The sequence below is a fragment of the Pseudomonas sp. GW456-E7 genome (assembly GCF_059424105.1).
Map to the genome: position 1 here is coordinate 1 of NZ_JBWKZB010000045.1, position 26,676 is coordinate 26,676.

A 26,676-nucleotide genomic window follows, 5' to 3' on the forward strand; every position below is an offset into this window, starting at 1 on the left:
CGGCAGCTCCTACAGATATTTTTTTATCTGTGTTCCCCCGGGATTCCGTGAAGAACCTTTTTTTTGGGGGGGGCACAAACGAAAGAGTCCGTGTGGGCACGGACTCTTGGGGGGGCTTTTGCGTCGGCGCTTGGGGTAAGTGCTACGCCGGTTCGACTTGCAGGGCGACCCGCTCGCGGCAAGGGCATTCGTCCATGTAGCGGTGTGCCTCGACCACCTCGGCAAACGGGAAGACCCGAGTCTTGAGTGGCAGCAGCACGCGGTCAGCGGTCAACTGGTTGATGTCGCGCAAGGCACGTTGCAGTGCGACCTGGTCCTGGATGATGCCCAGCTCCGGCTTGCCGGTGAAGTTGCCGATGCAGTGCACGAAGAACTGAATGTTCTTCTGGAACGCCGCGCAGGCCGGGAATGGCGTCTGGTTGCCACCTTGCAGGCCGTACAGCACCAGGCTGCCGCGAGGCGCCAGCACATCGCCCAGCAACGACATCTGAGGACCGCCCAAACCATCGAAGACCACATCCACACCGCGGTTATCGGTGATCTTGTTGATCCGTACCAGCAGATCTTCTTCCTCGGTAACGATGACTTTTTCGGCACCCAGCGACAACAGATACTCACGCTCCTCTGCTGACTTGGTTGCGGCAATCACTCGAACACCCAAGGCCTTGCCCAGCTGTACGAACGAAGGTCCGGCGCAATGGCTGGCGTCGGTCACCAGGGCGAATTGCCCGGGCTTGACCCGTGCCAGGTCGGCATAAGCAAAATAGGCGACCAACAGCGGCGTGTAATGCACGCTGGCTTCGATCGGGCTCAGTACGTCCGGGTAACGGGTCAGCGACGAGCGCGGCAGGACAATCAGTTCTCCGTAGACCGGATAGTCGTTCGGGCTTTGGGCCGGGAAACTGGCGACCTTGTCACCTATCGCCAGGTCATCCACACCTTCTCCGACAGCCGTGACGATACCGGCCATTTCCTGGCCAAGGCCGGAAGGCAGACGGGCGCGGGACGACGCCAGGTTCTGGCGCCAGAGCGTGTCATACCAACTAATGCCGATCGCTTCGACGCGCACCTGCACTTCGCCCGGTGCAGGCAGAGCCGCCGCATGCTCTTCGCATTTGAGCACCTCGGCTGGACCAAACTTGTGAAAACGAATCGTGCGGGACATCGCAAACCTCGCCAATTGAACCTCTAATGCCTTGAACTCTAGCTGGGCTTTCAACCCAACACTATCAGTGGGTATTAATAGTCGACATGCCTGTCATTGATTCCGCAGGGGCGGCGACATTGTGAAATGCCGCAAGAAACCGAAGCCACCTTTGCAGGAAATCTGAATTACCCGGTGCAGAGTACCAGCCTTTCCCCGTAATATTCCTGCTGGCCATTGTTCTCATATGGCCGCCCACGTCAAGTTTGCTGACTCTGCCAGGACTCCAGATGAATCGTAATGACCTGCGTCGTGTCGACCTGAACCTGTTGATCGTTTTTGAAACATTGATGCACGAACGCAGCGTGACCCGTGCTGCGGAAAAACTCTTCCTCGGCCAGCCGGCCATCAGCGCGGCGCTCTCGCGCCTGCGCGGGTTGTTCGATGACCCTTTGTTTGTGCGTACCGGCCGCAGCATGGAGCCGTCCGCCCGGGCGATCGAGATCTTCGCCCTGCTCTCGCCGGCACTGGATTCGATTTCCACCGCGGTCAGCCGTGCGGCCGAGTTCGATCCTGCCACAAGTACCGCCGTGTTCCGCATCGGCCTTTCGGACGACGTCGAATTCGCCTTGCTGCCCATGCTGCTCAAGCGCCTGCGCGCCGAATCGCCGGGGATCGTGCTGGTGGTGCGTCGGGTCAACTACATCCTGATGCCAGGGTTGCTGGCCTCCGGCGAGATCTCCATCGGCGTCAGCTACACCACCGACCTGCCGGCCAACGCCAAGCGCAAGGTACTGCGCCGCAGCCAGCCCAAGCTGTTGCGCGCCGACACCGTGCCGGGGCCATTGAGCCTGGATGATTACTGCGCGCGCCCCCATGCACTGGTGTCGTTCGCCGGCGACCTCAGCGGCTTCATAGATGAAGAACTGGAAAAGCTCGGACGCAAACGTCATGTGGTGCTCGCGGTGCCGCAGTTCAATGGCCTTAGCACCTTGCTGGCCGGCACTGACATCGTCGCAACCGTGCCGGACTACACGGCCGACGCGCTGACGGCCGCCGGCGGTGTGCGCGCGGAAGATCCACCGTTGCCGGTGCGCAGTTTTGAACTGCACATGGCGTGGCGCGGGTCGCAGGACAATGATCCGGGGGAGCGCTGGTTGCGGTCGCGGATTCAGATGTTCTTTGGGGATCCGGATAGTCTCTGAGAAGGCGGCGCAAGCCTGAATGAAAGCGGGCGCCCTGACTGGCGCCCGTTTTGTTGTAGCGAGTGGCATGACCGGCATCGGGTGCACCGACGTCTAACCGGGGAAGATCAGCAAAAGAATTTCGTATACCCTAGCGCTATCTCACTCCAAATGACCGCCGCCGTGAACCTACCCAAACTCAACGCACCCGACCTTGGTAACACGCCTTCGACTTCGGAAATCATCACCCGCCATCTGCGGGATGCGATTGTCGCCGGGCATTTTGCCGAGGATGAGCCGATCCGCCAGGACGACATCGCCCGCCAGTTCAATGTCAGCAAGATCCCGGTGCGCGAAGCCCTCAAGCGCCTGGAGGCCGAAGGGTTGGTGATGTTCCAGCGCAATCGCGGGGCGATGGTCACGCGGGTTTCCGATGCGGAGCTGGCGCAAATGTTCGAAGTGCGGATGTTGCTGGAGGACAAGATTCTGCGCCTGGCCATTCCGAACATGACCGAAGAAACCTTCGCCCGTGCCGAGCGCATCTGTCAGGAGTTCGTCGGCGAGGACGACGTGGGGCGCTGGGCCGAGCTCAACTGGGAGCTGCACTCCTGCCTGTACGAGCCAGCGCAGCGACCGTTCCTGGTGAGTCTGATCCGTTCGGTCAACGACAAGCTGGAGCGTTATCTACGCATGCAGATGAGCTTGTCGGCCGGTAAGGAACGGGCCGATCACGAACATCGCGAGATCCTGGCGGCCTGCCGCGCCGGGGATGTGGACCTGGCGGTGAAGCTTCTGGACGAGCACATTGCCGGCGTCTGCACGACCCTGTTCGAGCACCTGCCCCACAGCCACTGACAGCGACGGATGCTGTGCCGATTTCGTCATCGACACAGACTAAATCCATCAAGCCGACGCCCCGCCGCACGGGCCACTCTTGCGTTCACTCAACCGAATGGACGTGGCCCTCCCATGAAACGCATCTCAGTGATCGACTCCCACACCGGCGGCGAACCGACCCGCCTGGTGACCGCCGGCTTTCCTGACCTGGGCACCGGCAGCATGGCCGAACGGCGCCAGGTATTGGCCGAACAGCATGATCAATGGCGCGCCGCCTGTATGCTGGAACCACGGGGCAGTGACGTACTGGTGGGCGCCCTGCTCTGCGCGCCGGTGGACCCTGGTGCCTGTGCCGGGGTGATTTTCTTCAACAACACCGGTTATCTGGGCATGTGCGGCCATGGCACCATCGGCCTGGTGGCGTCGTTGGCGCACCTGGGCAAGATCGGCCCCGGCGTGCACAGCATCGAAACGCCGGTGGGCACGGTGCAGGCCACCCTGCACGAAGACCATTCGGTGAGTGTGCGCAACGTGCCAGCCTACCGTTATCGCAAGGCGCTGGCGGTGCAGGTGCCGGGCATCGGCCAAGTGGTCGGTGATATCGCTTGGGGCGGCAACTGGTTTTTCCTGGTCGCCGAGCACGGCCTGCGGGTGGCCGGCGACAACCTCGAAGCGCTGACCGCTTACACCTTCGCCGTGCAGCAGGCACTGGAAGCCCAAGGCATTCGCGGTGAAGACGGCGGCTTGATCGATCACGTCGAGTTGTTCGCCGACGACGATCACGCCGACAGCCGCAACTTCGTGCTCTGCCCCGGCAAAGCCTACGACCGTTCGCCCTGCGGCACCGGCACCAGCGCCAAACTGGCATGCCTGGCGGCCGACGACAAGTTGCAACCGGGGCAGATCTGGCGCCAGGCCAGCGTCATCGGCAGCGAGTTCGAGGGTTCCTACGAACTGCAGGGTGAGCGCATCGTGCCGACCATTCGTGGTCGCGCGTTCATCAGTGCCGAGGCGAGCCTGATCATCGAACAGGACGACCCGTTCGCCTGGGGCATTCGTCCATGAACGAGGGCCAGGTGGCCGATGTGATCGTGATCGGCGCCGGCATTATCGGCGCCGCCTGTGCCCAGGCGCTGGCCCGTCGCGGCTTGCAGGTGCTGGTACTGGACGCTGGCCTGCACGGGGCCACGGCCGCCGGCATGGGCCACTTGCTGGTACTCGACGACAACCCCGCCGAACTGGCCCTGAGTCAATATTCGTTGCAGCGCTGGCGCGAACTGGGCGCGGACCTGCCCGGCAGCTGTGCCTACCGCTGCAACGGCACGCTGTGGCTGGCGGCCAATGCCGAAGAAATGGCGGTGGCCCACAGCAAATTCCTGAACCTGCAAGCCCAGGGCGTGGCTTGCGAACTGATCGGCGCCAATGCCTTGCGCCAGCGCGAACCGGAACTGCGCGAAGGACTGGAAGGCGGCTTGCTGATCAATGGCGACGGCATTCTATACGCCCCGGCGACGGCCGGATGGATGCTCGAAACACCGAACATCCGCCAGCGCCGGGCGCGGGTCAATGCGGTCGATGGCAACCGCGTCTGCCTCGATGATGGTCGTTGGTTGAGTGCCGATGCCGTGGTGTTGGCCAACGGTATTCAAGCCAACGAGCTGTGCCCGGAATTGCCCATCGAGCCGAAAAAAGGCCACTTGCTGATCACTGACCGCTACCCCGGCAGCGTCACCCATACCCTGGTGGAACTGGGTTACGTCACCAGTGCCCACAACGCCACGGGGCCGTCGACCGCCTGCAATATCCAGCCGCGCCCCACCGGGCAACTGTTCATCGGGGCCTCGCGGCAATTCGCAACCACCGACCCGCAGGTCGAAGGCTGGATGCTCGCGAAGATGCTCAAGCGTGCCGCCGAGTACATGCCGGGGCTGGCCCGGCTCAATGGCATCCGTGCCTGGACCGGTTTCCGCGCCGCCAGCCCCGACGGCTTGCCGCTGGTGGGCCAGCATCCACAACATCAAGGCTTGTGGCTGGCAGTCGGTCATGAAGGACTGGGCGTAACCACCGCCCCCGGCACCGCTGATTTACTGGTGGCGCAACTGTTCAACGAAACCCCGCCACTGGCCGCACAACCTTATCTGCCCCAGCGTTTTCTCGGAGAACCGGTCTATGCCTGAATTGTTGCTGGACGGCCACGCCCTGAAAGTCGCCGAAGGCACCAGCGTCGCCGCTGCCCTGAGTTTGGCCAGTGACGGATGCACGCGCACCTCGGTCAGCGGTCAGCGCCGTGCGCCACTGTGCGGCATGGGCATTTGCCAGGAATGCCGGGTGACCATCAATGGCCGGCGTCGCCTGGCTTGCCAGACCCTGTGCCGTGACGGCATGCAGGTGGAGACTCGCCCATGAATGAGTACGCTGATCTGTTGATCATTGGCGCGGGCCCTGCCGGGATGAGCGCCGCCCTTGCCGCCGCCCCCAGCGGCGCCCGCATTGTCATGCTCGACGACAACCCACTGCCGGGCGGGCAAATCTGGCGCGACGGACCTCAAGCCAACGTACCCGGTCAGGCCCGGCGCCTGCGCGAGCGTCTGGCGTCGTGCGACAACATCCGCCATCACGCCGGTACTCGGGTGATCGCCGAGCCCGGCGCGAAACAACTGCTGGTGGAAGATGACGACCATGGCTGGCTGATCAGCTACGACAAACTGATTCTGTGCACCGGCGCCCGTGAATTACTGCTGCCCTTCCCCGGCTGGACCCTGCCGGGTGTCACCGGTGCGGGTGGTTTGCAGGCGCTGATCAAGGCGGGTTTGCCGGTGCAGGACGAGCGCGTGGTGATTGCCGGCAGCGGCCCGCTGTTACTGGCCAGTGCCGCCACCGCCAAACAGCATGGCGCGCAAGTGCAACGCATCGCCGAACAAGCCAGCCGCAGCGCCGTCGCCGGTTTCGCCGCGCAACTGCCGCGCTGGCCCGGCAAATGGCTGCAATCGTTCAGCCTGTTCGACCACCGCTACCGCACTGCCACCCACGTATTGGCGGCGCTTGGCACCGACCGAGTGGAAGGCGTGCGCCTGCAACAACAAGGCAACATCGTTGAGTTGGAATGTGATCGGCTGGCCTGTGGATTCGGGTTGATTCCGAACATCCAGTTGGGTCAGGCACTGGGTTGCGCCATCGAAGATCAAGCCATCGCGGTGGATGCCTGGCAGGCCAGCAATCGCGCCGATCATTATGCGGCGGGCGAATGCACAGGGTTCGGCGGCAGTGAGCTGGCCTTGGTGGAAGGTGCGATTGCCGGCCACGCTGCGGTCGGCAATCTGCAAGCCGCCAGGCAATTGTGGCCGCGCCGGGCGCGCTGGCAGGGTTTTGCCAAGGCGCTGAACAGCGCGTTCGCCCTCGACCCGCGACTCAAGTCCCTGGCCCAACCCGACACCCTGGTTTGCCGCTGCGAAGACGTGCCCTACGCGGCATTGACCGGTCACTCTGACTGGCGCGTAGCCAAACTCGCCAGTCGCTGTGGCATGGGCGCCTGCCAGGGTCGGGTGTGTGGCGGCGCAGTGCAGCATTTGTTTGGTTGGCAGTCCTCGGCACCGCGCCCACCCTTCAGCCCGGCGCGGATCGAAACCTTGATGTCCCTGGACGATACCCCGCCGGCGTGATGACCACGCCTGGGGTTTCGGCCACGCTGCCGAGTCTCTATGATCCCGGGGGTCACCCTCAGACTCCCGGCGCCATGTATCCATCGCTCACCACCTTCAAACCTTGCGATCTGCCGACGCTGCTGAACAGCCTTCAGCCCATCGCGCCGTTGCTCGATACCTTGTCGGACGTGGTGTTTTTCATCAAGGACTGCGAGGCCCGCTACGCCTTCGTCAACCAGACCCTGGCCCGGCGTTGTGGTTTCAAACACAGGGACGAGCTGCTGGGGCGCACCGCCGAAATGGTCTTCCCGGAACGCTTCGGTCCGCTGTACACCGAGCAGGATCGGCGAGTGCTGTCCAGTGGTCGCCAACTGGCCGATCAGCTGGAGTTGCATTTGTATTATGGCAATCAGCCGATCTGGTGCCTGACCCACAAACTCGCCCTGAAGGATGAGCAGGGTCGGATCGTGGGCCTGGCCGGTATCTCCCGCGACCTGCAATCACCGCAGTCGAACCATCCGGCTTTCCAGAAACTCGCCGCCGTGGATGCCCATATCCGCCGCCACTTCGCCCGCTCCATCAGCCTCGCCGAACTGACTGCGATCGCTGGCTATTCCGTGGCGCAATTGGAGCGGCACTGCAAACGGGTGTTCCAGCTCACCCCACGGCAAATGATTCACAAGGCGCGCCTGGAAGAAGGTTCGCGGTTGTTACTGCACACCGAGTTGCCGATTACCGAGATTGCCTTGCGCTGTGGTTACACCGACCACAGTGCCTTCAGCCGGCAGTTTCGGGCGCTGACCAGTTTGTCGCCGAGTCAGTATCGCGATAATCAGCGTTAGGCGGGTGATGAAGAGTGTTCTTCCGGGCCTCATCGCGAGCAAGCTCGCTCCCACAGGGGATCGCATTTACCTTGCGCGATGAGGCCAGCCCATCCACCACAAAACCTGCCATGAACCGATAAGCAGGCACGCACGGCTCACCTGCCAGTGTTCCTTAAAGGTGCGTCCACGCTACCGCTGCTCCCATACGTAACACCTGTCCTCACTGCCTTGGCGTCACCTCGCTACGGGTTGCACCGCTACAAAACCTCTACGCCAAGGCCTGACAACTAATTCCCCCCTAGGACTGGAAATAGGCACGTTGATTGCTATTGTTAATATCGTATACGAAATCCCCAATACGATATTCAACAGCACTTCACATCAACGAGGCCTCTATGAAAAACCCCGCATTTGCCGTAGCCCTCAGCGCTGTTCTCGGTACCTCCTTTATCGCCACTGCCCAGGCCGACAAGCTCGACGACATCATCGGTTCGGGCAAGCTGCGCTGCGCCGTGACCCTGGACTTCCCGCCCATGGGCTTTCGCGATGCCAGCAACTCGCCGGCCGGCTTCGATGTGGACTATTGCCGCGACCTGGCGAAGATCCTCGGGGTCGAGGCCGAAGTGGTGGAAACGCCGTTCCCGGATCGTATTCCGGCACTGGTCTCCGGCCGGGCTGACGTGATCGTCGCGTCCACCTCCGACACCCTCGAACGCGCCAAGACCGTTGGCCTCACCGTGCCCTACTTTGCCTTCCAGATGGTGGTGCTGACCCGCGACGACACCGGCATCAACGACTTCGACGACCTCAAGGGCAAAGCAGTGGGCAACACCAGCGGCACCTATGAGGCCATCGCCCTGGAGAAAGACGTGAAGAACTGGGGCTCGGGCAGTTTCCGAGCCTACCAGTCGCAGAACGATACCCTGCTGGCCGTCACCCAAGGCCACATCGATGCCACCGTGGTCACCAACACCGTGGCCGCCGCCACCCTCAAGTCGGGCAAATACAAAAACCTGAAAGTCGCCGGTAACGCCCCTTACGTCATCGACTACGTGTCCCTGGGCGCCAAGCGCAGCGAGTACGGCCTGCTCAACTACCTCAACCTGTTCGTCAACCAACAGGTGCGCACCGGTCGCTACAAGGAGCTGTTCGTTAAATGGGTCGGCACCGAGATCTCGCCGACCAACCTGACCGTGCCTCAGGTCTACTACTGAGATGTCCGGCATGCCTAGGCCAATGTCTCTGACCGGGCGCAGCCTGGTGGCGGGTGCTGCGCAAAGCGCCCTGCTGTTCGCCGATGTCGGCTTGAGTTTCTGGGGCGGAGTCGATCCCTGCACGGGTGAAGTCATCGACCGCCATCACCCGCTCAGCGGCCAACACCTGGCCGGCCGCGTGCTGGCGATTCCCAGTGGCCGCGGCTCGTGCACCGGCAGCAGTGTATTGATGGAACTGATCAGCAACGGCCATGCACCGGCGGCCTTGGTGCTGGCCGAAGCCGACGAGATCCTGACCTTGGGCGTGCTGGTGGCGCAAACCATTTTTGCCCGTTCCCTGCCGGTGCTGTGCATCGGTCGGGAGGCCTTCGCCGCCTTGCGCGGCCAGGCCTTCGCCCGGGTCGAAAATGCAACGCTGAGCCTGTTCGATCACCTGCCGGGCGACGCCTGGCAGGCGCTCGACAGCCCATTACCAGACACCGACAGCACTGCCTCGATCAGGCTCACCGAGCACGATCGGGCGCTGCTCGATGGCCGGCATGGCAAGGCCGCGCAAATGGCCATGCAGATCGTCCTGCGTATGGCCGAACTGCAGGGTGCCGAGCACTTGGTGGATGTCACTCAAGCACACATCGACGGCTGCATTTACACGGGACCGGCGAGCCTGCGCTTTGCCGGGCAACTGGTGCAATGGGGAGCAAAAGTACGAGTGCCCACCACCCTCAATTCAATTTCCGTCGACCAGCGCCGTTGGCGCGAACTGGGTATCGACCCGGCACTGGGTGAACCGGCCAGTGCCTTGGGCGATGCCTATATGGCGATGGGCGCACAGCTCAGTTTCACCTGCGCGCCGTACCTGCTCGACACTGCACCGAAGGCTGGCGAGCAAATCGTCTGGGCGGAATCCAACGCAGTGGTCTACGCCAACAGCGTGCTCGGTGCACGCACCCTGAAATACCCGGATTACCTGGACATCTGCATCGCCCTCACCGGTCGCGCCCCGCTGATCGGCTGCCACCTGGACGCGCCACGCAAGGCCCGGTTGCAGATCGAGTTGCCCGCACTCGGTGAACTGGACGATGCCTTCTACCCGCTGCTGGGTTACCACATTGGTGCCCTGGCCGGCAGTCGCGTGCCGCTGGTGCTGGGACTGGAAAAACGCAAGCCGAGCCTGGACGACCTCAAAGCCTTTGGCGCGGCCTTCGCCACCACCTCTGCGGCGCCACTGTTCCACATCGCCGGGGTCACGCCGGAGGCCATTGACCCGGCGCAGGTGCTGGATGCGGACATTTCCATTGCCGTGGAAAAAATCCGCCTGAAGGACCTGCTGCGCAGTTGGCGCGAACTCAACAGTGCTCGCGATAACCGGGTGGATGTGGTGTCGCTGGGTAACCCGCACTTTTCCCTCAGCGAGTTCGCTCACCTGGCGCAACTGTGCCGGGGACGACAAAGACACCCGGATGTGGTGCTTGCCATCACCTGCGGCCGTGCCGTGTTGGAGCAGGCCCGCGAGGCCGGGCACATCGCCGTGATCCAAGCGTTTGGCGCGACCCTGGTCACCGACACCTGCTGGTGCATGCTCGGCGAACCCGTAATCCCCCTGGCGGCTAAAACCCTGATGACCAACTCGGGCAAATACGCCCACTACGCACCGGGCCTGGTCGGCCGCAAGGTGCACTTCGCCAGCCTTGCCGAATGCGTCGACGCGGCCTGCACCGCAACGGCCAGCGGACGTTTGCCGGCCTGGCTACAACCTGCTGCCCTACTGGAGAGCCCTGCGCATGTTTGACTACAGCTTCCAATGGCGCTCCGCCCTGCGCGCCCTGCCGGACATGCTTGCCGGTGCCATCGTCACCTTCGAAACCGCCGCGCTGTCGATGATCTTCGGCGTGCTGATCGCCCTGGCCCTGACAGTGATGCGCGAGGCCAAACACCCGTTACTGCGCGGGTTCGGCAACGGTTGGGTGTCGATTGCCCGCAACACCCCGTCGCTGTTCCAGATCTACATCCTCTACTTCGGCCTCGGCTCGCTGAACCTGCACGTCAGTTCCTGGTTCGCCCTGCTGGCCGGGATCACCTTCAACAATGCCGGGTATCTGGCGGAGAACTTTCGCGGCGGCCTCAAGGCCGTGCCTGACACGCAGGTGCGTGCGGCGCGTTCCCTCGGCATGAGTGCCTTCCAGGCCTACCGCATGATCATCGTCCCGCAACTGCTGCGGATCGTGTTCTACCCGCTGACCAATCAGATGGTCTGGGCGGTGTTGATGACGTCGCTGGGGGTGATCGTCGGGCTAAACAATGACCTGACCGGTGTGACCCAGGAATACAACGTCAAAACCTTCCGCACCTTCGAGTATTTCGCCATCGCAGCGGTGCTGTATTACTTGATTGCCAAGGCGATCGTCGCGGCAGCCCGGCTGATGGCCTGGCGGTTGTTCCGTTACTGAGGAGCTGTCCATGTTTTCCACCGATTTTTCCTCGAATGACCTGATGTTCCTGCTCAACGGTGCGTGGGTCACGATGCAACTGACGTTCTGGTCGATCATTCTCGGTTCCTTGGCCGGGTTGTTCTTCGGCCTGCTGCGGGCCTTGTTGCCACGGGCCAGCCAGCCGCTGGCCTGGGTGCTGGACGTGTTTCGCAGCGTGCCGTTGCTGATCCAGTTCGTATTGTTCAACTCACTCAAAAGCATCATCGGCCTGAACATCAGCGCCTTCAGCGTCGGCTGCATTGTGTTGGGGGTTTACGCTGCGGCGTACTTCACCGAGATCGTGCGTGCCGGCGTGCTGGCGGTGCCGTTCACCGTGCGCCGGGCCAGCCGTTCGCTGGGGCTGAGCTTCTTGCAGGACTTGCGCTGGATCGTCCTGCCGATGGCCACTCGGGTAGCGTTCCCCGGCTGGCTGAACCTGGTGCTCGGTGTAATGAAAGACACCGCCCTGGTGATGTGGATCGGCATCGTCGAACTGCTGCGCGCCTCGCAAACCATCGTCACCCGCATCCAGGAACCGTTGCTGGTGCTGTGCATCGCGGGCCTTATCTACTACGTCATGAGCCTGGTGGTCGCACGCCTGGGCGCTCGTCTGGAAAGAAGGTGGCAAGAAAATGATTGAGATCGACAACGTACATAAATCCTTCGGCAACCTCGAAGTGGTCAAGGGCGTCAACCTGACGGTGAACAAGGGCGAAGTGGTGTCGATCATCGGCGGCTCCGGCTCCGGCAAATCGACCTTGCTGATGTGCATCAACGGCCTGGAACCGATCCAGAAAGGCAACATCCGCGTTGACGGCGTCGAGGTCCATCACAGCGCCACCGACCTCAATCGCCTGCGGCAGAAGATTGGCATTGTGTTCCAGCAATGGAATGCCTTCCCGCACCTGACGGTGCTGGAAAACGTCATGCTCGCTCCGCGCAAAGTGCTGGGCAAAAGCAAGGCTGAGGCTGAAGAGCTAGCGGTGAAGCAACTGACCCACGTCGGCCTGGGCGACAAGCTCAAGACTTTCCCTGGCAAGCTGTCCGGTGGACAGCAACAACGCATGGCCATCGCCCGCGCCCTGGCGATGTCACCGGACTACATGCTGTTTGACGAAGCCACCTCGGCCCTCGACCCGCAGTTGGTCGGTGAAGTGCTGGACACCATGCGCATGCTCGCCGAAGACGGCATGACCATGGTGTTGGTGACCCACGAAATCCGCTTTGCCCGGGACGTGTCCGACCGTGTGGCGTTCTTCCGCAATGGCCTGGTGCATGAGATTGGCTCGCCGGATCAGGTGATTGGCAATCCGGTGCATGCAGAAACTGCAGCGTTTCTGAAATCGGTGAAATAGCGACTGGCCTCATCGCGAGCAAGCTCGCTCCCACAGGTTTTGTGTACACCACTCATTCCTGTGGGAGCGAGCTTGCTCGCGATGAGGCCTTCACAGACAAAACAAGGAGCAAACCATGCGTTCATCAAAAGTCATTCATGTAGTCAGCTGCCACGCCGAAGGCGAAGTCGGCGACGTGATCGTCGGCGGTGTCGCCCCGCCGCCCGGCGCCACAGTGTGGGAACAGTCGCGCTGGATCGCCCGGGACGAAACCCTGCGCAACTTCGTCCTCAACGAACCCCGCGGCGGGGTGTTCCGCCACGTCAACCTGCTGGTCCCGGCCAAGGACCCACGGGCGCAGATGGCCTGGATCATCATGGAACCGGCGGACACCCCGCCGATGTCCGGCTCCAACTCGTTGTGCGTCGCCACCGTATTGCTCGACAGCGGCATCCTGCCCATGACCGAGCCGCAAACCCGCCTGGTGCTGGAAGCGCCCGGAGGCCTGATCGAAGCCGTGGCCGACTGCCGCGATGGCAAGGTGCAACGAGTGGAAGTGAAAAACGTGCCGTCCTTCGCTGATCGCCTGGATGCGTGGATTGAAGTCGAAGGCATCGGCTCGCTGAAGGTTGACACCGCTTACGGTGGCGACAGTTTTGTGATTGCCGATGCCCAAGGCCTGGGTTTCTCCATCCGCCCGGATGAAGCGGCCGATCTGGTCGCGGTCGGGCTGAAAATCACTCGAGCGGCCAACGAACAACTGGGCTTCGTGCATCCGCTGAATCCCGAGTGGTCGCACATTTCCTTCTGCCAGATCGCCGCGCCCATCGTCCATGAGAACGGCATCGCCACCGGCGCCAATGCGGTGGTGATTCAGCCGGGCAAGATCGACCGCTCCCCCACCGGCACGGGTTGCTCGGCGCGCATGGCGGTGTTGCAAGCCAAAGGCTTGATGCAGGTTGGCGAGCGCTTTGTCGGCCGTTCGATTATCGGCTCGGAGTTCCACTGCCGCATTGATTCGCTGACCGAAGTCGCCGGCCGCGCCGCGATTTACCCGTGCATTTCCGGCCGGGCGTGGATCACCGGCACCCATCAATTGCTGCTCGACCCAAGCGATCCGTGGCCACAAGGCTATCGCCTGTCCGACACCTGGCCCGGCGCCTGATCACGCAATCCCTGCCCCCCAGACCAACGGCCAGTAAAAACCCCTGAAAAACCAAAAAAAGCACTAGCCGAGCATTGTCATTTTAAATATCGTATACGAAATACAATTAACGAACCGGAGGTAACAATGAGCAAGCGCATTAACTGGAGTGGCGTCTTCCCAGCGGTGACCACTCAATTCAACGATGACTTCTCCATCAACCTGGAAAAAACCCATCAGGTGATTTCCAACGTGATCCGCGACGGCGTGTCTGGCCTGGTGGTCTGCGGCTCGGTGGGTGAAAACACCTCGCTGAGCGCCGAAGAAAAAATCGCCGTGACTGAAGTCGCTGTCGATGCCGCCCGTGGCCGCGTACCGGTGATTTGCGGCGTGGCCGAGTTCACCAGCCTACAAGCGGCCAAGGTCGCCAATGCCGTACGCCGGGTCGGCGTCGATGGCGTGATGCTGATGCCGGCGCTGGTCTACGGTTCCAAGCCGTTCGAAACCGCCGAGCATTACCGCTACGTGGCGAAAAACGCCGACGTGCCGCTGATGGTCTACAACAATCCACCTATCTATAAGAACGACGTCACCCCGGACATCCTGATTTCCCTGGCCGACTGCGACAACGTGGTGTGCTTCAAGGATTCTTCCGGCGACACCCGCCGCTTCATCGACGTGCGCAACGAAGTCGGTGACCGTTTCGTGTTGTTCGCCGGCCTCGACGACGTGGTGCTGGAAAGCATCGCCGTGGGTGCCGAAGGTTGGGTCTCGGGCATGTCCAACGTGTTCCCGAAAGAAGGCGAAACCATCTTCCGCCTGGCCAAGGCCGGTCGTTTCGCCGAAGCCATGCCGATCTACGAATGGCTGATGCCGATCCTGCACCTCGATGCCCGTGCCGACCTGGTGCAGTGCATCAAGCTGTGTGAAGCCATTGCCGGTCGCGGCAGCGCCTTGACCCGTCCGCCACGCCTGGCCCTGCCGGAAGCCGACCGCGTATTCGTCGAGCAGATCATGGCCAAGGCGTTGGCCAACCGCCCGGAACTGCCGGACGTCGGTCTCTGAGTGATTGCCGGGCGGGCCTTTACCGGCCCCGCCCGGCTGCCCGTTTTTTGCGTCTCAACAAGGTACGTCAGCATGTCGAATCCTCAACACACGCAAAGCGCAACCACACCCTCGGGACTCAAACGCGTGGTGGCTGCCGCCATGGCTGGCACCGTCGCCGAATGGTATGAATTCTTTCTCTACGGCACCGCCTCGGCATTGGTTTTTGGCAAGCTGTTCTTCCGCCAGACCGACAGCCCCATCGACGGCATCATTGCCGCCTTCGCCTTGTACGCGGTCGGCTTTCTCGCCCGGCCGTTAGGCGGCTTGGTGTTCGGTCACTACGGTGACAAATTCGGCCGCAAACGCCTGCTGCAACTGAGCCTGGTAGTGGTCGGCATCACCACCTTCCTGATGGGTTGCCTGCCTGGCTTCGACCAGATCGGTTACGCAGCACCGGTGCTACTGGTGCTGTTGCGGTTGATCCAGGGCTTCGCTTTCGGTGGCGAATGGGGCGGCGCGATTCTGCTGGTGTCCGAACACTGCCCGGACAATCGTCGGGGCTTCTGGGCCAGTTGGCCGCAAGCCGGGGTGCCGGCCGGCAACCTGGTGGCCACGCTCGCCCTGCTGCTGTTGTCGTCGAACCTGTCAGAGCAACAGTTCCTTGCCTGGGGCTGGCGCGTGGCGTTCTGGTTCTCGGCAGTAGTCGTGTTGATCGGTTACTGGATTCGCACCAGCGTCGATGACGCGCCGATCTTCAAGGAAGCCCAGGCCCGTCAGGCCCAGACCAATCAGCAACAGCTCGGTGTGGTGGAAGTGCTGCGCCATCACTGGCGTTCGGTGCTGGTGGGAATCGGTGCACGCTTTGCCGAGAACATCCTCTACTACACCGTAGTGACGTTCTCGATTACCTATCTGAAACTGGTGGTGCACAAGGACACTTCGCAAATTCTGCTGCTGATGTTCGGCGCGCACCTGGTGCACTTTTTCCTGATTCCCCTGATGGGCTATCTGTCGGACATCATCGGGCGCAAGCCGGTGTACCTGACCGGCGCGGTGCTCACAGCGTTCTGGGGTTTCATCGGTTTCCCGATGATGGACACCGGCAACAACTGGCTGATCATGGCCGCCATCACCCTGGGCCTGGCCATCGAGTCGATGACTTATGCGCCTTACTCGGCGCTGATGGCTGAATTGTTCCCGACCCACGTACGCTACACCGCTCTGTCCCTGTGCTACCAGGTGGCGCCGATCTTCGCCGGTTCCCTGGCACCGCTGATCGCCATCACCTTGCTCAACAAGTACCAAAGCTCAACTCCGATCGCCTGGTATCTGGTGGGCGCCGCGCTGATTTCCGTGGTGGCTGTCGGCCTGACCCGCGAGACCCGTGGCAAGTCATTGCGCCAGGTGGATGCCGAGTCGGCGGCGCGGGTTGCGGCGCTGGACCCAGCCCCGACTAGCCCACGCCGGGCCGATTCTCTGGCGTAGGAGCGAGCTTGCTCGCGATGGACGTCAACGATAACGCGGGGAACCTGATACCCCGCGGCGTCTTTGATTTCATCGCGAGCAAGCTCGCTCCCACAGAGGTTTTGTGTTGCTACCCCATTTTTTCGACAGGAGCTTTTTTGATGTCTGAGATCCTTGGCCACAACTATATCGGCGGAGCGCGCAGCGCCGCTGGCGGCATCATCCTGAACAGCCATGACGCCAGCACCGGCGAAGCACTGCCCTACTCTTTCATGCAAGCCACCGCGCAAGAAGTCGACGCGGCCGCCCAGGCCGCTGCGGCCGCCTATCCAGACTTTCGTAATTTGCCGGCGACGCGCCGGGCGCAATTCCTTGAAGCCATCGCCGCGCAACTGGATGCCCTGGATGACGAGTTCGTGGCCCTGGTGACGCGCGAGACCGCCCTGCCCAGCGCCCGGATTCAGGGCGAGCGCGGCCGCACCAGCGGCCAGATGCGTCTGTTCGCCCAAGTCCTGCGTCGGGGCGATTTCTACAGCGCACGCATCGACCGTGCCCTGCCGGAGCGTCAGCCGCTGCCACGGGTTGACCTGCGCCAGTACCGGATCGGCGTCGGCCCGGTGGCAGTGTTCGGCGCCAGCAATTTTCCGTTGGCCTTTTCGACGGCTGGCGGCGATACCGCAGCGGCCCTGGCCGCCGGTTGCCCGGTGGTGTTCAAGGCCCACAGCGGGCACATGGCAACCGCCGAATGCGTGGCCAATGCGATCCTGCGCGCCGCCGAGCAGACCGACATGCCCAAGGGTGTGTTCAACATGATCTACGGCGCTGGTGTCGGTGAAGCGCTGGTCAAGCACCCGGCGATTCAGGCCGTCGGTTTCACCGGCTCGCTCAAAGGTGGCCGTGCCCTTTGCGACATGGCCGCTGCACGGCAACAACCCATCCCGGTGTTCGCCGAGATGAGCAGCATCAACCCAGTGTTGGTATTGCCCGAAGCCTTGCGCGCGCGGGGCGAGAAAATCGCCGGTGAGCTGGTGGCATCGGTGGTCCAGGGTTGCGGGCAGTTCTGCACCAATCCGGGGTTGGTCATTGGTATTCGGACCCCTGAATGGACGGCGTTCACTGCGCGATTAAGCAACCTGATGGCCGAACAACCAGCGCAAACCATGCTCAATGCTGGCACCCTCGGCAGCTATGAAAAAGGGGTGCGGGCCTTGCTCGAGCACCCGGGCGTGACGCACCTGGCGGGCCACGACCAGCAGGGCAATCAGGCGCGGCCGCAACTGTTCAAGGCCGACGTCAGCCTGCTGCTCAATGGGGATCCGCTGCTACAGGAAGAAGTGTTCGGGCCGACCACCATTGTCGTTGAAGTGGCGGACAAGGTTGAGCTGCGGCAGGCGTTGAACGGATTGCACGGGCAACTGACCGCGACATTGATTGGCGAAGCATCGGATCTTCAGACCCATGGGGACGTGCTGATACTGCTGGAGCAAAAAGTCGGCCGGGTACTGTTCAACGGTTACCCCACCGGGGTCGAAGTCTGCGATGCCATGGTCCATGGCGGGCCTTACCCTGCAACCTCCGACGCCCGTGGCACGTCGGTTGGCAGCCTGGCCATCGAGCGATTCCTGCGGCCGGTGTGCTACCAGAACTGCCCGGACGCCTTGCTACCCGACGCTTTGAAAAACGCCAACCCACTGGGGATTGCACGGCTGGTGGATGGCAGCAGCCAACGCGAGCCGGTTTAACAACACGACCTCCTGTGGGAGCGAGCCTGCTCGCGATAGCGGTGTGTCAGTCGACGAAAATGTTGAGTCTGATGCCCTCATCGCGAGCAAGCTCGCTCCCACAGGAGTGGGCGCACCCATTCCATTCAAGCCAGCAGTGCTTTCAGGTCGTTGTACAGCGCCTCGGGAATTTGCACGCCTTCCACCAGGCTGCGAGCCCGCGCCGCGTATCGTCGCTGCGAAGGCAAGCGTGCGCCCTGCCCTTCAATGCCCTGGAACAACGTTTCGGCCCGGGCCAAATGCTCTTCAGTGGCGTCCCCCAGAAAGCGCCGAGGGTCCAGGGCGATGATCAACTCGCCATGGTACGGCGACGACTTGCTGCCCCCGTCGTAAGCCAACGACTCGGCACTGGTCAGGTCACCGATCAGCGGCCCGGCAATCAACTCCACCATGGCCGCCAGCGCCGACCCCTTGTGCCCGCCGAACGTCAGCATCGCGCCGCTATCCAGCACCACGTTGGCGTCGGTGCTCGGCTGGCCTTGGGCGTCCACGCCCCAACCTTCGGGAATCGCCTTGCCGGCACGCCGGTGCAGTTCGATATCACCACGGGCAATCGCGCTGGTGGCGAAGTCGAACACAAACGGATCCTGCCCCGCACGCGGCCAACCGAAGGCAATGGGATTGGTGCCGAACACCGGCAGTCGTCCTCCAGCCGGCGCCACCCAGGCGTGGCTCGGATTACACGCCAGCGCCACCAGACCGGCGGCCGTCAGCTGCTCGATCTCCACCCACAGCGCCGAGAAATGTACACAGCGGTTGATTGCCAACGCCGCAATGCCGTTGGCCCGGGTTTTCTGCGCCAGCAACGGCAACCCCGCCTGAAACGCCAACTGCGAAAACCCACCGCCAGCATCTACCCGCACGATCGACGGCGCCTGGTCGATCACCTGTGGCTCGGCATCGGCTGACACCTTGCCGGCCCGCAGGGAATTCACACACCCCAGAATCCGGTACAAACCGTGGGAGGCACAGCCATCACGTTCGCCAACCACCACCGTCGCCGCCACCGCTTGTGCATGGGCCAGATTAAAACCGTTGTGCAACAAGATCGTTTCAGCCAACTCACGGGCTTCGATCAGGGTCAGTCGGATCATGGTCATCTCCTTGGACAGACCGGTCAGGGTGGTCTATCCGAGGCGTCATGGCTTGATGGGTTTGGGCATTGGCGGTGACGAAATTGGCACAGTGCAGGTCGTTGGCCCCCGTTGAACCAATGGCTGATGACGGGTCCCTGATCCTGATTGTGTAGAAGGCTGCTGGCCTCTTCGCGAGCAAGCTCGCTCCCACAGGGGATCATGTACACCACAGAACCAGTGTGGGAGCGAGCTTGCTCGCGATGACCGCAACACGGTTTCAAGTCTGACTATTGCATCCAATGCAACACACAATTGTCATCAATCCAATTGATCGCCGATTGATCAAAGGCGCAATCTAGAGGGCTGGCTCGGGTCTTATATCATTCCGAATGATAGTTACCTTCGCCCCATTCGATTCGTGAGATACAAACCCGCCGCGCATCATTCGCCAATCTCAACACATTGGCGGATGCATCCATGGAACAGTCATTCAAACATTTGCGCTTCCCGTTGGCTTTGTTGGCCGTCGTGGTGATCAGCGCTTGCGGCAAGGCCCCGGAAACCGCCGCCACGATGCCAGCGGCCAAGGTCAGCGTGGCCAAGGTGCTGGAACAACCGGTCAACGAGTGGGACGAATTCACCGGGCGCCTGGAAGCCCCGGAAACGGTGGAGATTCGTCCACGGGTCTCCGGCCAGATCGATGAAGTGGCCTTCACTGAAGGCGCCCTGGTCAAGAAAGGCGACCTGCTGTTCCAGATCGACCCGCGTCCGTTCCAGGCCGAGGTCCGCCGCCTCGAAGCCCTGGTTGCACAATCGCGTGCCAATGCCACCCGCAGCGAAAACGAAGCCCAGCGCGGTGAGCGCCTGCGCACCAGCAACGCCATTTCCGCCGAGCTGGCCGATTCGCGCACCAGCGCCGCCCAGGAAGCCCGCGCCGCCGTCGGTGCGCTTCAGGCACAGCTCGACCTGGCCAAGCTCAACCTGAGTTTCACCCGCGTCACCGCACCGATCAGCGGCCGTGTCAGCCGTGCGGAAATCACCGCCGGCAACCTGGTGACCGCCGACACCACGCCGCTGACCAGCGTGGTCTCGACCGACAAGGTCTACGCCTACTTCGACGCGGACGAACGTGTGTTCCTCAAGTACACCGAGCTTGCTCGCCAGGGCAAACGCGGCGCCACCACCCCGGTTTACATGGGCCTGTCCAACGAGGACGGCAACCCGCACCAGGGCGTGATGAATTTCGTCGATAACCAGGTCAACCCCAAGACCGGCACCATCCGTGGCCGCGCCGTGTTCGACAACAGCGATGGCAGCTACACCCCGGGCCTGTATGCCCGCCTGAAACTGGTGGGCAGCGGCACCTACAGCGCCATGCTGATCAACGATGAAGCAGTGGGTACCGACCTGGGCAAGAAGTTCGTGATCGTGATGGACGGCGACAACAAGACCGCCTACCGCGCGGTGGAACTGGGGCCGAAGATCGAAGGCTTGCGCATCGTGCGCAACGGCCTGAACAAGGACGACACCATCATCGTCAAGGGTTTGCAACGGGTACGTCCCGGCTCACCGGTCACCCCTGAAGTGATTCCGATGGCCAGCGAACAAACCCTCGCGGCACTCGCACAACAACGCCAAGCGCTGGAAGCCAGCAACCTGCCCCAAGTCGCGCCTGCCAAGGTCGCGCCGGGCACGGTTGTGAAACTGGCTGCCACGACCCCACGCGGTTAAGGGATTTTTACGATGAATTTTTCCCAATTCTTCATTTCGCGGCCGATCTTCGCAGCGGTTCTATCGCTGCTGATCCTGATCGCCGGTGCGATCTCGCTGTTCCAGTTGCCGATCAGCGAATACCCGGAAGTCGTGCCGCCGACCGTGGTGGTGCGCGCCAACTTCCCGGGTGCCAACCCCAAGGTCATCGGTGAAACCGTGGCCGCTCCCCTGGAGCAGGCCATCACCGGCGTCGAGAACATGCTGTACATGTCCTCGCAGTCGACCGCCGACGGCAAGATCACCCTGACCATCACCTTTGCCCTGGGTACCGACCTGGACAACGCGCAGGTACAGGTGCAGAACCGCGTGACCCGGACCGAGCCGAAACTTCCCGAGGAAGTGACGCGCATCGGTATCACCGTGGACAAGGCATCGCCCGACCTGACCATGGTGGTGCACTTGACCTCGCCGGACAAACGCTACGACATGCTCTACCTGTCCAACTACGCGATCCTCAACATCAAGGATGAGCTGGCGCGGCTGGGCGGTGTCGGCGACGTGCAACTGTTCGGCATGGGCGACTACTCGCTGCGGGTCTGGCTCGACCCGAACAAGACCGCTTCGCGCAACCTGACCGCCACTGACGTGGTCACCGCCATTCGTGAGCAGAACCGCCAGGTGGCCGCCGGTGCCTTGGGCGCTCCCCCTGCCCCGAATGCCCAAAGCTTCCAGCTGTCGGTCAACACTCAGGGCCGCCTGGTCAGTGAGGAAGAGTTCGAGAACATCATCATTCGCTCTGGCGACAACGGTGAAATCACTCGCCTCAAGGACATCGCTCGCGTCGAGCTGGGTTCCAGCCAGTACGCCCTGCGTTCGCTGCTGAACAATCAGCCGGCGGTGGCGATCCCGATCTTCCAGCGCCCTGGCTCCAATGCCATCGAGATCTCCAACGAAGTCCGGGCAAAAATGGCCGAACTGAAGAAGAGCTTCCCCGAAGGCATGGACTTCAGCATCGTCTATGACCCGACGATCTTCGTGCGCGGCTCCATCGAGGCGGTGGTTCACACCCTCTTCGAAGCACTGATCCTCGTGGTACTGGTGGTGATCCTGTTCCTGCAGACCTGGCGCGCCTCGATCATTCCGCTGGTGGCGGTGCCGGTTTCGCTGATCGGTACCTTTGCCGTGATGCACCTGTTCGGCTTCTCGCTCAACGCCCTGTCGCTGTTCGGCCTGGTACTGGCCATCGGTATCGTGGTCGACGACGCCATCGTGGTGGTGGAGAACGTCGAGCGGAACATCGAGCTCGGGTTGACCCCGATTGAAGCCACCAAGCGCGCCATGCGTGAAGTGACCGGCCCGATCATTGCCACGGCGCTGGTGCTGTGTGCGGTGTTCGTTCCGGCGGCGTTCATCTCCGGCCTGACCGGGCAGTTCTACAAGCAGTTCGCCCTGACCATTGCGATTTCCACGGTGATCTCGGCCTTCAACTCCCTGACCCTGTCGCCGGCACTGGCTGCTGTGTTGCTCAAGGGCCATGACGCACCGAAGGATCGCTTCTCCAGGGTGCTGGACAAGATGTTTGGCGGCTGGCTGTTCCGTCCGTTCAACCGCTTCTTCGAGAAAGCCAGCCATGGTTATGTCGGCACCGTTGCCCGTGTGATCCGCTCTAGCGGCATCGCCCTGCTGCTGTACGCCGGCCTGATGGTCCTGACCTTCTTCGGTTTCTCCAGCACCCCGACCGGTTTCGTACCCGGCCAGGACAAGCAGTACCTGGTGGCCTTCGCGCAATTGCCGGATGCCTCGAGCCTGGACCGTACCGAAGACGTGATCAAGCGCATGTCCGACCTGGCGCTGAAGCAGCCAGGCGTGGAAAGCGCGGTGGCCTTCCCTGGCCTGTCGATCAACGGTTTCACCAACAGCCCGAACGCCGGCATCGTGTTCGTGACCCTCAAACCGTTCGACGAGCGCAAAGACCCGAGCATGTCCGCCGGTGCGATTGCCGGTGCCTTGAACGGCCAGTACGCGAACATCCAGGAAGCCTACATGGCGATCTTCCCGCCGCCGCCGGTGCAAGGCCTGGGCACTATTGGTGGTTTCCGCCTGCAGATCGAAGACCGGGGCAACCTGGGCTATGAAGAGCTGTACAAGGAAACCATGAACATCATCGCCAAGAGCCATAGCGTGCCGGAACTGGCTGGCCTGTTCACCAGCTACACGGTCAACGTGCCGCAGGTCGATGCCGCCATCGACCGGGAAAAGGCCAAGACCCACGGCGTGGCCGTCAGCGACATCTTCGACACCCTGCAGATCTACCTGGGTTCGCTGTATGCCAACGACTTCAACCGCTTCGGGCGCACTTATCAGGTCAACGTTCAGGCTGAGCAACAGTTCCGCCTCGAATCCGACCAGATCGGCCAACTGAAAGTGCGTAACAACAAAGGCGAGATGATCCCGCTGGCGACCTTCATCAAGGTCAGCGACACCTCGGGCCCTGACCGCGTGATGCACTACAACGGCTTCATCACCGCTGAAATCAACGGTGCGGCAGCCCCCGGCTACAGCTCCGGCCAGGCCGAAAAAGCCATCGAGAAACTGCTCAAGGAAGAACTTCCGAACGGCATGACCTACGAATGGACCGACCTGACCTACCAGCAGATCCTGTCCGGCAACACCGCGCTGTTCGTGTTCCCGCTCTGCGTACTGCTGGCGTTCCTGGTACTGGCGGCCCAGTACGAAAGCTGGAGCCTGCCACTGGCGGTGATCCTGATCGTACCGATGACCCTGCTGTCGGCCATCACCGGTGTGATCGCTTCCGGCGGTGACAACAACATCTTCACCCAGATCGGCCTGATCGTACTGGTGGGCCTGGCGTGCAAGAACGCGATCCTGATCGTCGAGTTCGCCAAGGACAAACAGCTGGAGGGCCTCAACCCGCTGGCCGCGGTACTGGAAGCTTGCCGTCTGCGTCTGCGGCCGATCCTGATGACCTCCTTCGCGTTCATCATGGGTGTTGTGCCGTTGGTGTTCTCCAGCGGTGCCGGTGCCGAAATGCGTCACGCCATGGGTGTGGCGGTGTTCTCCGGGATGCTCGGGGTGACCTTCTTCGGTCTGTTGCTGACGCCAGTGTTCTACGTATTGATTCGTAACTTTGTCGAGCGTGGCCAAGCGCGCAAAGCCGCCAAGGTCGCCCTGAAGCTGGAGTCGCACTGATGAGTTTGAAAGCCTTCCTGCCGAGCCTGCTGGTCCTGGCCTTGAGTGCCTGTGCCGTGGGTCCGGATTACCAGACGCCCAACACCGAGGCGGCCAACATCACGGCCGCCACCGATGGCGCCGCCGGCCAGAAGAACTTTGACCGTTCGCGTTTCGAAGGCATTTGGTGGCAGCAGTTCGAAGACCCGACCCTCAACCAGTTGGTGACGCAATCGCTCAAGGGCAACCGTGATTTGCGCGTCGCTTTTGCCCGCTGGAAAGCCGCACGGGCGATCCGCGATGACATCAGCAACGACAACTTGCCGGTCGTCACCAGCCGTGTCAGCAGTGACTTGGGCAAAGGCCAGATTCCGGGCCAGACCACCGACCGGGTCAACAGCGAACGCTACGACCTGGGCCTGGACATGGCCTGGGAGATCGACCTGTTTGGCCGCATCCAGCGCAACCTGGAATCGGCGAATGCCGAGCAACAATCGCTTGAGGCCGATCTGTACCAGCTGCAGGTGAGCATGATTGCCGAACTGGTGGATGCCTACGGTCAACTGCGCGGCGCACAACTGCGGGAAAAGATCGCCCTGGCCAACCTGGAGAACCAACAGGAGTCGCGCAAGATCACCATCAACCTGCGTGATGCCGGCGTCGGCGATCAACTCGATGTGGAACGTGCCGATGCGCGACTGGCATCGGTCGAAGCCAGCGTGCCGCAATTGCAGGCCGAGCAGGTTCGGGAAAAGAACCGTATCGCCACGCTGCTGGGCGAGCGTCCGGACAAGTTGACCGTGGACTTGAGCCCGAAAGACTTGCCGGCGATTGCCAAGGCTTTGCCGATCGGTGATCCGGGTGAACTGCTGCAACGCCGGCCGGACATTCGCAGTGCCGAGCGCCAATTGGCGTCGGCCACGGCGCGGATCGGCGTAGCCAAGGCCGACCTGTTCCCGCAAGTCAGCCTCAGCGGCTTCCTTGGCTTCACCGCCGGGCGTGGTTCGCAAATCGGTTCCTCGGCGGCCAACGCCTGGGCGCTGGGCCCGAGCATTACCTGGGCAGCGTTCGACCTGGGCAGCGTGCGCGCCCGTTTGCGCGCCGCCGACGCTGATGCCGAAGGCGCCCTGGCGACGTACGAGCAGCAAGTGTTGCTGGCGCTGGAAGAATCGGAAAACGCGTTCAGCGACTACGGCAAGCGCCAACAGCGCCTGATTTCGCTGATTCGTCAGAGCGAGTCCAGCCGTTCAGCTGCCGATCTCGCCGAGATTCGCTACCGCGAAGGCACGGCGGATTTCCTGGTTCTGCTCGACGCCCAGCGTGAACGCCTGGCGGCCGAAGACACCCAGGCCCAGGCTGAAGTCGATTTGTATCGCGGCATCGTCGCGATCTACAAGGCCCTCGGTGGCGGCTGGCAGCCCGAGACGGTCGCCAGCAATTAACCCGAAGCTTTGAAGCGCTCCTTTGGTTGGCCGCAACCAACCAATTCCTTTGCCCTGCGTCTCATTCGGTCGCGGGGCTTTTCTTGCCTTTTCAACGGTAATGTAGATCCCTCGTGGGAGCGGGCTTGCTCGCGAAGGCGGTGTGTCAGGCAATGCAAATGTCAAATGACACACCGCATTCGCGAGCAAGCCCGCTCCCACAGGGGTTATTGTTGATCTTTGGATTTTTGGTTTTCCTGAACGGTCACGGTGGCCGTGGTCCCCGCCCTGAGTTTGTCTTTACCGGCATAGTCGGCATCGATCTCGATCCGCACTGGCACCCTCTGCGCCAGTTTGATCCAGGTGTAACTGGGGTTGATGTTGGCCAACAGGCGACCGCCTGGCAGGTTTTCCCGGTCGGCAATGGCAAAGGCAATGCTCTGCACTTTGCCGCCGAAGGTTTCGCCACTCATCAACTCGATCCTGACCCGGTCGCCCTCGCCGATCCGCGGCAACTTGGTCTCTTCAAAGTAACCGCTGACATAGAACGAATCGCTGTCCACCAGCGCCAGCAATGGCCCCCCGGCCGAGGCGTAGTCGCCCTCCCGGGTCAGCAGATTGGTGACAAAGCCGGTCACCGGGGAGACGACGTGGGTACGCTGCAGATCGAGCTCCGATTGGGTCAAGGCCGCGATGGCCAGTTGCACGTTGGCTTGGGCCAGCACCAGGTTGGCCTGATTTCGCAGTAGATCAGCCTGGGCCACCGACACATCGGTGTTGGCTTTTTCCCACTCTTCGCCGGAAATCGCCGAACGATCCTTGAGCGTGCGCCGCCGTTGCTCCTCGCTCTGACGCTGCTTGAGCAAGGCCTCGCTGGCGGTAATGGACGCCTGGGCCTGTCCGAGCGAGGCTTTCGACACCTCGACGGCACGCTTGGCATGCTCCACCGCCAGCGTGTAACGCGCCGGATCGATCTCCAGCAGCGTCTGGCCCTTGTTCACATGTTGGTTGTCCTGCACGGCCAGGCTGACGATACGCCCCGAAACATCGGCGGACAGAGTCACCACATCGGCACGCACCCGGGCATCCCGGGTCCAGGGGGCGCGGGTGTAATGCTCCCAGGCGAACCAGCCCAGGATCAGGGCCAGCAGTACCACCGCCAGCGTCGTAAGTCGGGGAAGGATGTTCTTCAAGG

General features: G+C 62.2%; 22 protein-coding genes. 19 read left to right on the forward strand and 3 right to left on the reverse strand.

The genetic code is table 11. The features are described 5' to 3' along the window. Positions 1–142 precede the first annotated feature (142 nt). Positions 143–1,165, reverse strand: a complete 1,023-nt coding sequence (locus AC07YV_RS23725; protein ID WP_102701643.1) for a zinc-dependent alcohol dehydrogenase family protein — start codon at positions 1,163–1,165, stop codon at positions 143–145. 269 nt (positions 1,166–1,434) lie between these two features. Here AC07YV_RS23725 and AC07YV_RS23730 point away from each other — a divergent pair, with 269 nt between their 5' ends. The 16 genes from AC07YV_RS23730 to AC07YV_RS23805 all read left to right on the forward strand — a co-directional run bounded on the left by AC07YV_RS23730 (position 1,435) and on the right by AC07YV_RS23805 (position 18,043). Continuing rightward, on the forward strand, positions 1,435–2,349 hold the full coding sequence (locus AC07YV_RS23730; RefSeq protein WP_053160139.1) for a LysR family transcriptional regulator: 915 nt from the start codon (positions 1,435–1,437) through the stop codon (positions 2,347–2,349). Between the two features lie 150 nt (positions 2,350–2,499). Next, positions 2,500–3,183, forward strand: coding sequence for a GntR family transcriptional regulator (locus AC07YV_RS23735; protein ID WP_056724751.1), 684 nt, complete (start codon positions 2,500–2,502; stop codon positions 3,181–3,183). 114 nt (positions 3,184–3,297) lie between these two features. Further along, positions 3,298–4,230 (forward strand): 4-hydroxyproline epimerase, encoded by a 933-nt coding sequence (locus AC07YV_RS23740; RefSeq protein WP_102701644.1) that lies wholly within the window; start codon positions 3,298–3,300, stop codon positions 4,228–4,230. Beyond that, positions 4,227–5,342: an NAD(P)/FAD-dependent oxidoreductase gene (locus AC07YV_RS23745; RefSeq protein WP_102701645.1), complete on the forward strand. Its 1,116-nt coding sequence runs from the start codon at positions 4,227–4,229 to the stop codon at positions 5,340–5,342. The genes AC07YV_RS23740 and AC07YV_RS23745 overlap by 4 nt, the downstream gene beginning before the upstream one ends. Next, a complete protein-coding gene (locus AC07YV_RS23750; protein ID WP_102701646.1) occupies positions 5,335–5,571 on the forward strand; it encodes a (2Fe-2S)-binding protein in 237 nt (78 codons plus the stop codon). Before AC07YV_RS23745 ends, AC07YV_RS23750 begins: the two co-directional genes overlap by 8 nt. Beyond that, positions 5,568–6,824 carry an NAD(P)/FAD-dependent oxidoreductase gene (locus AC07YV_RS23755; protein WP_102701647.1) on the forward strand — a complete coding sequence of 419 codons (1,257 nt, stop codon included), beginning with the start codon at positions 5,568–5,570 and terminating at the stop codon, positions 6,822–6,824. Before AC07YV_RS23750 ends, AC07YV_RS23755 begins: the two co-directional genes overlap by 4 nt. Before the next feature lie 74 nt (positions 6,825–6,898). Beyond that, positions 6,899–7,648, forward strand: a complete 750-nt coding sequence (locus AC07YV_RS23760; protein ID WP_102701648.1) for an AraC family transcriptional regulator — start codon at positions 6,899–6,901, stop codon at positions 7,646–7,648. 377 nt (positions 7,649–8,025) lie between these two features. After that, on the forward strand, positions 8,026–8,844 hold the full coding sequence (locus AC07YV_RS23765) for an ABC transporter substrate-binding protein (RefSeq protein ID WP_102701649.1): 819 nt from the start codon (positions 8,026–8,028) through the stop codon (positions 8,842–8,844). Positions 8,845–8,854: 10 nt separating this feature from the next. Then, positions 8,855–10,633, forward strand: a complete 1,779-nt coding sequence (gene lhpI / locus AC07YV_RS23770; RefSeq protein ID WP_102701671.1) for a cis-3-hydroxy-L-proline dehydratase — start codon at positions 8,855–8,857, stop codon at positions 10,631–10,633. Next, complete coding sequence (locus AC07YV_RS23775) at positions 10,626–11,291, forward strand: amino acid ABC transporter permease (RefSeq protein WP_007997725.1); 666 nt, start codon at positions 10,626–10,628, stop codon at positions 11,289–11,291. Before lhpI ends, AC07YV_RS23775 begins: the two co-directional genes overlap by 8 nt. Positions 11,292–11,301: 10 nt before the next feature. Further along, positions 11,302–11,952: an amino acid ABC transporter permease gene (locus tag AC07YV_RS23780; protein ID WP_007997727.1), complete on the forward strand. Its 651-nt coding sequence runs from the start codon at positions 11,302–11,304 to the stop codon at positions 11,950–11,952. Beyond that, positions 11,945–12,667 carry an amino acid ABC transporter ATP-binding protein gene (locus tag AC07YV_RS23785; RefSeq protein WP_047530195.1) on the forward strand — a complete coding sequence of 241 codons (723 nt, stop codon included), beginning with the start codon at positions 11,945–11,947 and terminating at the stop codon, positions 12,665–12,667. Before AC07YV_RS23780 ends, AC07YV_RS23785 begins: the two co-directional genes overlap by 8 nt. A 115-nt stretch (positions 12,668–12,782) precedes the next feature. Further along, entirely contained in the window at positions 12,783–13,811 is a 1,029-nt protein-coding gene (locus AC07YV_RS23790; protein ID WP_007997730.1) for a trans-3-hydroxy-L-proline dehydratase, read from the forward strand. Positions 13,812–13,937: 126 nt separating this feature from the next. Then, on the forward strand, positions 13,938–14,855 hold the full coding sequence (locus tag AC07YV_RS23795; RefSeq protein WP_102701650.1) for a dihydrodipicolinate synthase family protein: 918 nt from the start codon (positions 13,938–13,940) through the stop codon (positions 14,853–14,855). 72 nt (positions 14,856–14,927) lie between these two features. Beyond that, the gene (gene abaF, locus AC07YV_RS23800; protein ID WP_102701651.1) at positions 14,928–16,322 is read left to right on the forward strand and encodes a fosfomycin efflux MFS transporter AbaF; all 1,395 of its coding nucleotides are present in this window, start codon (positions 14,928–14,930) and stop codon (positions 16,320–16,322) included. A gap of 140 nt (positions 16,323–16,462) precedes the next feature. Beyond that, on the forward strand, positions 16,463–18,043 hold the full coding sequence (locus tag AC07YV_RS23805; protein ID WP_102701652.1) for an aldehyde dehydrogenase (NADP(+)): 1,581 nt from the start codon (positions 16,463–16,465) through the stop codon (positions 18,041–18,043). Positions 18,044–18,168: 125 nt separating this feature from the next. Here AC07YV_RS23805 and AC07YV_RS23810 read toward each other — a convergent pair whose 3' ends face one another. Beyond that, positions 18,169–19,176, reverse strand: a complete 1,008-nt coding sequence (locus AC07YV_RS23810; RefSeq protein WP_102701653.1) for an Ldh family oxidoreductase — start codon at positions 19,174–19,176, stop codon at positions 18,169–18,171. A 459-nt stretch (positions 19,177–19,635) separates the two neighbouring features. On the opposite strand from AC07YV_RS23810, the gene mexE reads away from it, so the two are divergent. The 3 genes from mexE to AC07YV_RS23825 are packed head-to-tail and all read left to right on the forward strand — an operon-like array spanning position 19,636 to position 25,502. Next, a complete protein-coding gene (mexE, locus tag AC07YV_RS23815) occupies positions 19,636–20,889 on the forward strand; it encodes a multidrug efflux RND transporter periplasmic adaptor subunit MexE (protein ID WP_102701654.1) in 1,254 nt (417 codons plus the stop codon). Between the two features lie 12 nt (positions 20,890–20,901). Then, a complete protein-coding gene (locus AC07YV_RS23820) occupies positions 20,902–24,081 on the forward strand; it encodes an efflux RND transporter permease subunit (RefSeq protein ID WP_102701655.1) in 3,180 nt (1,059 codons plus the stop codon). Next, a complete protein-coding gene (locus AC07YV_RS23825) occupies positions 24,081–25,502 on the forward strand; it encodes an efflux transporter outer membrane subunit (RefSeq protein ID WP_102673809.1) in 1,422 nt (473 codons plus the stop codon). Before AC07YV_RS23820 ends, AC07YV_RS23825 begins: the two co-directional genes overlap by 1 nt. A gap of 206 nt (positions 25,503–25,708) precedes the next feature. Here AC07YV_RS23825 and AC07YV_RS23830 read toward each other — a convergent pair whose 3' ends face one another. After that, positions 25,709–26,674 (reverse strand): HlyD family secretion protein, encoded by a 966-nt coding sequence (locus tag AC07YV_RS23830; protein ID WP_102701656.1) that lies wholly within the window; start codon positions 26,672–26,674, stop codon positions 25,709–25,711. Between the last annotated feature and the right edge of the window lie 2 nt (positions 26,675–26,676).